Origin of the sequence: Enterococcus sp. DA9 (assembly GCF_008000875.1) — a bacterium.
GTDB classification, from domain to species: Bacteria; Bacillota; Bacilli; order Lactobacillales; family Enterococcaceae; genus Enterococcus_B; species Enterococcus_B lactis.
The window spans coordinates 475,007-482,500 of the sequence record NZ_CP042839.1; the positions used below are offsets into that span (position 1 = coordinate 475,007).

5 protein-coding genes and 1 rRNA gene are annotated in these 7,494 nt (G+C 35.1%); 1 reads left to right on the top strand and 5 read right to left on the bottom strand.

The annotated features are described in order from the left end of the window. The first annotated feature begins 30 nt into the window (after positions 1–30). On the top strand, positions 31–1,041 hold the full coding sequence (locus FTX43_RS03125; protein WP_002316849.1) for a peptidylprolyl isomerase: 1,011 nt from the start codon (positions 31–33) through the stop codon (positions 1,039–1,041). Positions 1,042–1,108: 67 nt separating this feature from the next. Here FTX43_RS03125 and FTX43_RS03130 read toward each other — a convergent pair whose 3' ends face one another. From FTX43_RS03130 to rrf, 5 genes are all read right to left on the bottom strand, one after another. Then, positions 1,109–2,053 (bottom strand): 3'-5' exoribonuclease YhaM family protein, encoded by a 945-nt coding sequence (locus FTX43_RS03130; RefSeq protein WP_002314163.1) that lies wholly within the window; start codon positions 2,051–2,053, stop codon positions 1,109–1,111. Next, positions 2,037–4,757, bottom strand: coding sequence for an AAA family ATPase (locus FTX43_RS03135; RefSeq protein WP_002314164.1), 2,721 nt, complete (start codon positions 4,755–4,757; stop codon positions 2,037–2,039). The genes FTX43_RS03130 and FTX43_RS03135 overlap by 17 nt, the downstream gene beginning before the upstream one ends. Then, positions 4,754–5,974 carry a DNA repair exonuclease gene (locus FTX43_RS03140; protein WP_002335238.1) on the bottom strand — a complete coding sequence of 407 codons (1,221 nt, stop codon included), beginning with the start codon at positions 5,972–5,974 and terminating at the stop codon, positions 4,754–4,756. The genes FTX43_RS03135 and FTX43_RS03140 overlap by 4 nt, the downstream gene beginning before the upstream one ends. 197 nt (positions 5,975–6,171) lie before the next feature. Next, positions 6,172–7,017, bottom strand: coding sequence for a Cof-type HAD-IIB family hydrolase (locus FTX43_RS03145; protein WP_002314166.1), 846 nt, complete (start codon positions 7,015–7,017; stop codon positions 6,172–6,174). A gap of 330 nt (positions 7,018–7,347) precedes the next feature. After that, positions 7,348–7,463: ribosomal RNA gene (gene rrf / locus FTX43_RS03150) — 5S ribosomal RNA — on the bottom strand. Between the last annotated feature and the right edge of the window lie 31 nt (positions 7,464–7,494).

The following is a 7,494-nucleotide window of genomic DNA, read 5'->3' on the forward strand; positions in this document are numbered from 1 at the left end:
TAATAACTAATTACAGGAGTGCAAACATTAATGAAAAAAAAATCAATTATTTTGGCAGCTACTAGTGCGTTGGCTGTTTTAACTCTAGCGGCTTGTTCAGGCGATACCAATAAAGATATCGCAACGATGAAAGGCGGAACGATCACTGTATCTGATTTCTACGATGAAGCAAAGCTCGAATCATCGAACCAATCATTAGTACAACGGATGATCATCTATAAAGTATTCAATAACAAATACGGCGATAAAGTAACAGATAAACAAGTGGATGCAGAATACGACAAACAAGCGAAATCTTTAGGTGATACTTTTGAATCACAATTAGAAACTGCTGGGTATACGAAAGATTCTTACAAAGAATATATCCGTAACAATCTAGCTTTTGAAGCTGGTTTGAAGGCTCATGTAGATATTACAGATGATGATTTGAAAACTGCTTGGGAATCTTTCCATCCAGAAGTAGAAGCACAAATCATCAAATTATCAAGTGAAGATGAAGCAAAAGATGTCAAAAAATCAGCGGACGATGGGGATGATTTCTCTAAATTAGCCGAAGACAAATCAACTGATTCAGAGACAAAAGAAGATGGCGGTAAAGTCAAATTCGACTCAACGACAACAACCATTCCTGCAGAAGTAAAAGAAGCAGCTTTCAAATTGAAAGACGGCGAAGTCTCTGACGTTATTACTGCAACAAATACTACTTCTTATGCAACAGAATACTATGTTGTCAAAATGGTGAAAAACCAAAATAAAGGCAACGACATGGATAAATACAAAGATCAATTAAAAGAAATCGCTACTGAAACAAAATTAAGTGACAATGCATTCACGACTAAAGTAATCGGTGAAGAATTAAAAGATGCAAATGTAAAAATCAAAGACGATGCCTTTGAAAATGTGTTGAGTGCATTCACAACAACTTCATCAGGTGCTAAAGACTCAAGTGAAGCCACATCTTCAACAAAGAGCTCTGACACAAAATCAACTGATTCAACAAAAGAATCTTCAACTGAAGAAACAACTGATTCATCAAAATAAAAGAAAACAAAAAAAGCGAAGACTTATGTCTCGCTTTTTTGTTTTGAATGAAAAAAATAAATTTTTGCTATAAATCTTTTGGTACATAGAAACTTCGGTTGTCCATACCAAAAATCCGATCTGTGTATTTTCCTGGTTCTGTTTGACGAATCGAAGTCAACATCATCTGCATGGAAGCATCAATATTGTCGATTTGATGTAATATTTCTGCTTCCATTATCCTTGGACGTACAGGTGAACCATATTCTAATAGGCCGTGATGTGCTAAAACCATATGACGTAATACGAGAACATCTTCGTCAGCTTCGTTGATTTTCAGCGCAAGACAGGCTTTAGTTATTTCTTCGTCAATCAATACCAAATGTCCGATTAAATTCCCTGCAAGCGTATATTCTGTCGACATAGGACCGGAAAGTTCGATCACCTTTCCTAAATCATGCAAAATGATACCCGCATATAATAATGGTCGATTCAACTCAGGATATTCATCGGCAATTGATTTTCCTAAGTGAAGCATTGTCAAAGTATGATAAGCTAATCCACTGGCAAATGCATGATGGTTTCTTTTGGCTGCCGGAAACTCAAAAAATTGTTTTTGGTATTTATTGAGTAGATAGCGAACGATCCGATTCCAATGCGCATTTGTGATTTCAAATAATAATTGATTGATTTCTTCTTCCATTTCTTCTTTCTTCAAAGGGGCTCTTTCCATGTATAAACTAGGTTCCCCTGGCTCATCCATCCTTGTTAAACGCATGTGAAGAATCTTTACTTGCGGGTTCCCTTGATAAACCTCTCTTTTACCGTTTAGAAAAACGACTGTGCCGGCTGTAAATTTATTGATTTCTTCTTCCGAAGCATCCCAGTACTTGCCATCGATAGTACCTGAAGTATCTTGGAAAGTAAAAGCAATAAATTTTTTTCCGTTTTTAGCGATTCTTACATCTGCACTTTTGATCAGGACAAATTGCTCAAACTGCTCATCGATTACTAAATCACGAATTTTTTTCATTATTTGCTCCTTCTAATTGTTTTACGGTTTGGTTCATCTCATGGTAATAGCTTACCATTTCTTTATCAGAAGAAAAACAAATTATTTGATACTTTTCTCCAAATTTAGCTAAAAGTTCAGCTAATTGATACTTTCGCTGATGATCATAATGAAGCCAGCCATCATCTATGATGATCGGGCATATCGAACGATTGGCTTCTAACGAGAGGTAAGCAAACCTCATCGCCATTATCAGCTGATCTTTCGTACCTGTAGACAACTCATAGATTGGAAAGTCTGTATATCCGTCTGTTAAAGTCAGTGTATCGTTTTTCAGTAATATCTTCTGATAATTTCCTTTTGTTAAAATACCTAAATAATCACCCGCTGCTTTTAACAACTGTGGTAATTGTCTTTCACTCATCTCTGTTGAAAGATCGCCTAAGAATGTTCCGGCGATTTCAAATGCGCCCCATTCCTCCAGCAATTCCTGCAATTTTGCTTTTTGTCGGCTAGCTTGTTGATAGAGTTCGTCCAATGTGCCGTCTCTTTGCAGCTCTTCTACTTGAAGTTGGAGTCGTTGCCGATTTTCACTTGCTTCTTTTTCTTCTTGCTGGAGTTGGCCTTGTTTTTCTTTCAGTTGCCGCAGTCTTACAGATAATTTCTCTTTCGTCAGTTCTTCAGGAAACAGTGGACGAAGCATTTCTGACAGTTCATTGTATCTTTTCATCTGCTGTTCGGCTTGTTTGGCTTTTTGTAAAAAGACAGGTACTTCCGAAGGATAAGATAATCCAGCTTGGCTCAATTGTTCGCTGTATTCTTGTACCCATACTTTTTGTTTCTTTTTCAATTGATTGATTTCTTGCTTCAATAAAGTATTTTGCTGATAGCTTCTGGCAAATTTCATCTGTTCCATTTCTTGGATAAAACGGGAAAGCATAGCCATTTTTTCTGAGATCGTCTTATCTTGTATGGGTAGCCATTCTTTAACAAACTCAAATTTCTGATCGATCTGTTGTAGTTTTTCTTGGATTTCCTGCTCTCTTTTATGTTTCCGCACAAATACGCCATACAATTTCTGATAATCTATGACTTCTTGCCCATATTCTTTCATGAGTTTGAGTGTATCCATCTTTCCTAAGTGCCGATGATCAGCAAAACGATATACTTCTTGCTGAAGAATCTGTTTTTCTTCTTCTATTCTCTTTTGTTTTTCTTCTGCTTCTGCTAATTGGGCTAAAGCTAAATCAAGCTGACCTAGTTTTTCTTGCCACATTCCTTTTATTTCTGAGAAATCATTTTTAGTTTTGACCTTTGGTTGCTGTTTGTAGAAGAAATAGCCAATCATGCCTGCACCAATTAGTAAAAGGATCACTTTTAAGGGCATTGGAACAAATATACCTGCAATGATTATTGCTCCGCCAGCAATTAGCATATAGGGTTTAGATGAAGGGGTTGGTGCTATCTCTGACTGATTTTGTAATAATGCTGGATAAGTCTCTTCCAACTCATTCACTTCTGCTTCGATCATTTTTTGCTGTTCTTTAGCTATCTGGAGACGCACAGAAATCTGGCTTTCTAGATCAGCAATCCTTCTTTCTTCAGCCAGAAGATTCTTCCACTCTTCTTCATATAAAAATTCTTCCGGTAACGGATTTTTCTGCCACTGCCATCTTTGTTCCAAGATTTTCAATTCTGAATTTGTTTCTCTAGTCTCTATTTGAAGTCTTTGCCATTCTTCGCTTAATTGTTCCGTTGTAAACTGGAGTTGTTGGAGGTCTTTTAGTTCTTGCTCCTGCTCTAAATAAAAATAATATCTAGCTGACTGCTGATCCATCCCGCTATGCTTTTCCAGAGTTGCTTCTAATTCTTCTAAACGCTCATTTGTTTGCTGATACCGTTTGGAAAAAGACTCCAGATCAAGAAGAAGTTGTTCATCAGGAAGACCTGTAGCGATGTTTTTTTTGAGGGATTGCCATTCTTCATATAAAGAAAAATTGAGTTCTTGCTGTCTGGCTAGTGCAAATTGCTTATTCGCCTCATTTAGTTGTTCCAGTAACTGTTGCTGTTGCGACTCGTATTCCTGTTCTTGTTGGATCAACTTGCCAAAATAAGCTTCCTGTTCTTGTTTTAGATGGATTTTCTCTTGAAGCTCTTTCCATTCATTTAATTTTTGATTGATCAGCAGTTTTTGGCCTTTTTTCTTGAATAACTGTTGTGCTTTCTGATAATATTCTTGTCTTTTTTGGAATACTTGAGAACTGCCCGTAATTCCTAAAGAAATCAGTGCATCATGTAGCTCTTTTTCTCTCAAGTGATCTAGTTCCATCAACTGTTCTTGCTGGAAAGTAAATACCTGCTGGAATAACTCTTTCGTCAAAGGTGCAATCAGTTTTTCTAGTAATTCATCACTTCCAACTTGATTCCCCAGCCATACCTTCGATTTTCCACGATTTTGCTGTTTATAGCGTTCGACAGCAAACTCACCGTATATAGGATGTTTAAGCCATATTTTGCCACCATAGGCTGAGCCGTCTTTTGGTGTATAATCCTTTTTTTTGCGGCCTTTTGAAGGGAATCCAAATAAGATGGCTTGGATAAATTGATAAATCGTTGATTTTCCTGCTTCATTTCCCCCATAGATCAGCTGATTGCCTGAATAAAAATCAAAACTTTTTTGACGCCATTTTCCAAAAGCAGCAATCTCGATCCTTAAAATCTTCATTCCTGATCCTCCTCAAATAAAAAATCTTGATTAAGTAGCTGCTTGGCTTTTTCAAGTGTTTCTTCTTGATATTCCGGCAGTTCGCTCAATATTTTAGCCGCTTCTTGGTGGCTATATACTTCATTTAAAATTTGTTGGAAATCTTGAGGTGTCTGATAGTATTGAAATAGCTGTTCCATCAATTTAGCAGAAGCAGCAAGTGGAATCTTCGTATAAAAAGTATCCTCCATGAGAGAAATACGCCAAATAAATAAATCCCTTATCCTATCTGAAAATTCCTCTAACAGATAATCTAATAACTCTCCTGATTGTATTCGCTCTAGAACATCTGTATTGAGATGGTCATAATCTTTTAATTTTATCTCAATTAAACTAAATCCATCCTCTACTTTTGAAAGTTGCTGACGAATATGAACAATGACCTCTTTTGTCGTCCTCGCTTGCCTCAATGATATTTCCTTTGTCTTCCAATAGACCTCTGCTACTTTAATCGGATGTATTTGACAACTTCCTTTACTTAATTCAACAAGTAGAATGGATGTAGAAGTTTGTTCTTTTTTAGTGTGACCTTGAGGCGCACCTGGATAAACGATGGTTTGCTTTTCATTTAAAACTGTTGGCACATGGATATGCCCCAAAGCCCAATAATCGTATCCTTTTTCTTGCATTTTTGAAGGTTGGAAAGGGGCATAGTTCCCTTTTTGCGAGGTACCAGGTTCCCCATGATACAAACCAATATGGTAATCTGTGAGTTCTCTAGAAGGAAATTCCATCACTTTGTCTTTTTGAATCCATGGTTGTCGATAACTGAATCCACTGAGAGAGACAGTTTCTCCACTTTTTATCGTTATTTTTTTTGTCTCTACCGTTTCGGATGTAAATAAATGGACATTTTTAGGAAAGGAGAACCAATACCGCTCTTTTTGATAGAAATCATGATTTCCGAATATTATAAATACAGGTATATGATTTTTTTCTAACCGTTTCATCTGTTCTGAAAAATGTTTCTGTATTTTTAATGAAGGACGATTTTGATGAAAATTATCTCCTGCAAGTAAAACAAAATCAACGTTATTTATTATTGCCTGTTCAATGATATTTGATAAAACGGTCAGATTCGTCTTCAATAGTTTTTCCTGTACAGTTTTATCTAGAGTTGTCAGTCCTTCAAATGACCGATCCATATGTAAATCTGCCGCATGGATAAATTTCACCATTAAAAATTCCCTCCTCTTTTTCTTTTATCATACCATTTTCAATGTTTTTTTTCATCAATAACCGAAAATTTGTTCGTATTATGTAAAGAAATTACGATAAATAGTTGGCTTCAAAAAATGAGTTTATTCGAAAAAAGATTGTGACATGATTTTTGTCACAATCCTAAATATTTATATACTATACTCCCTAAATTAGTTTATATGGTAAGAATTCTTTCAAAAGCTTGAGATACTCCGTCTTTATCGTTTGAAACGGTAATATAATCAGCTTTTTTCATGATCTCTTGATGACTATTTCCCATTGCAAAACTAATATTTGCACTCTCAAACATAGATAAGTCATTTAAACTATCCCCGATCGCGATTCTCAAAGGTTTTTTTAAATTGTAGATTGATTCCAAACGATCAAACACCGTGCCTTTAGATACATTTTGAGGCACGATCTCAATGTTTACAGGTGCTGATTCAGTAACAGTCACATTTAGCATCTTTTTCAAACGGTTAAATATATTCGCTTTCAATTGACGATTGGGAATAAAAATAAAAAATTTGTAAATGCTGATATCATCCTTTTCTATAATTTCCTCAATATTATTATAAGGAATAGAGCAAATAGATTTTTCATACTCAAGCTCATAGTTCAACTCCTTGACAGAAAATTCACTGCCTACCTCGTGAAAGATTTTTTTCATTTTATTTTTATAGTTCTGCGATTCATAACTTCCGAGATTCGTATATATTTTAGTTGGAAATTTCGATATGACAGAATCAATTTTTTTTACATCCTTTTTATCGAAAAAAGACTCAAATATTTTTTTTTCTCCATCAAATCCAACAGAACCATTTAATCCTACTGCTGGAACCATTAAACCAGATTTTTTGAGAATATTATTAATGTCTTCTACTTCTCTTCCAGAACAAATGAATGGAAAACAGTCTTTAGGTAAATGTTGCATTGTTCTTGCATTTTTTTGACTAATGCTCTGGTCAGAATTCAAAAGAGTACCGTCTAAATCTATACCAATTAGTTTCATTTTATCCATGTCTCCTATACGTTAATTATACATTCACTACTGATTATAAGTCTAAATTTCTTACAAAACATATACTAATTATACCTAACTTTAAGTAAGTATAAGAATCATTTTAAGAATAGAAACGGACATTTGTATACTGTTCTCTATATTTTTGATTTATAAATAAACGTGTATTGTATCAAAATCAATTATATCGTTATTTTATAATAACCAACTATAAAAAAACAAAGTAGGTGAAAACTAACTTTGATATTCATAGAAAACTCTATTAGTTCAATTTAGTAAAAGATTTAAACAAAAAAAGATGAACTATTTCTAGTCCATCTTTTTACCTTTGCGTGGCGACGTCCTACTCTCACAAGGGGCAACCCCTCACTACAATCGGCGCTAAGAAGCTTAACTTCTGTGTTCGGCATGGTTACAGGTGTATCCTTCTCGCTATCGCCACCACACTGTGGTGTTATCTTTTATTGAGTAAATTTT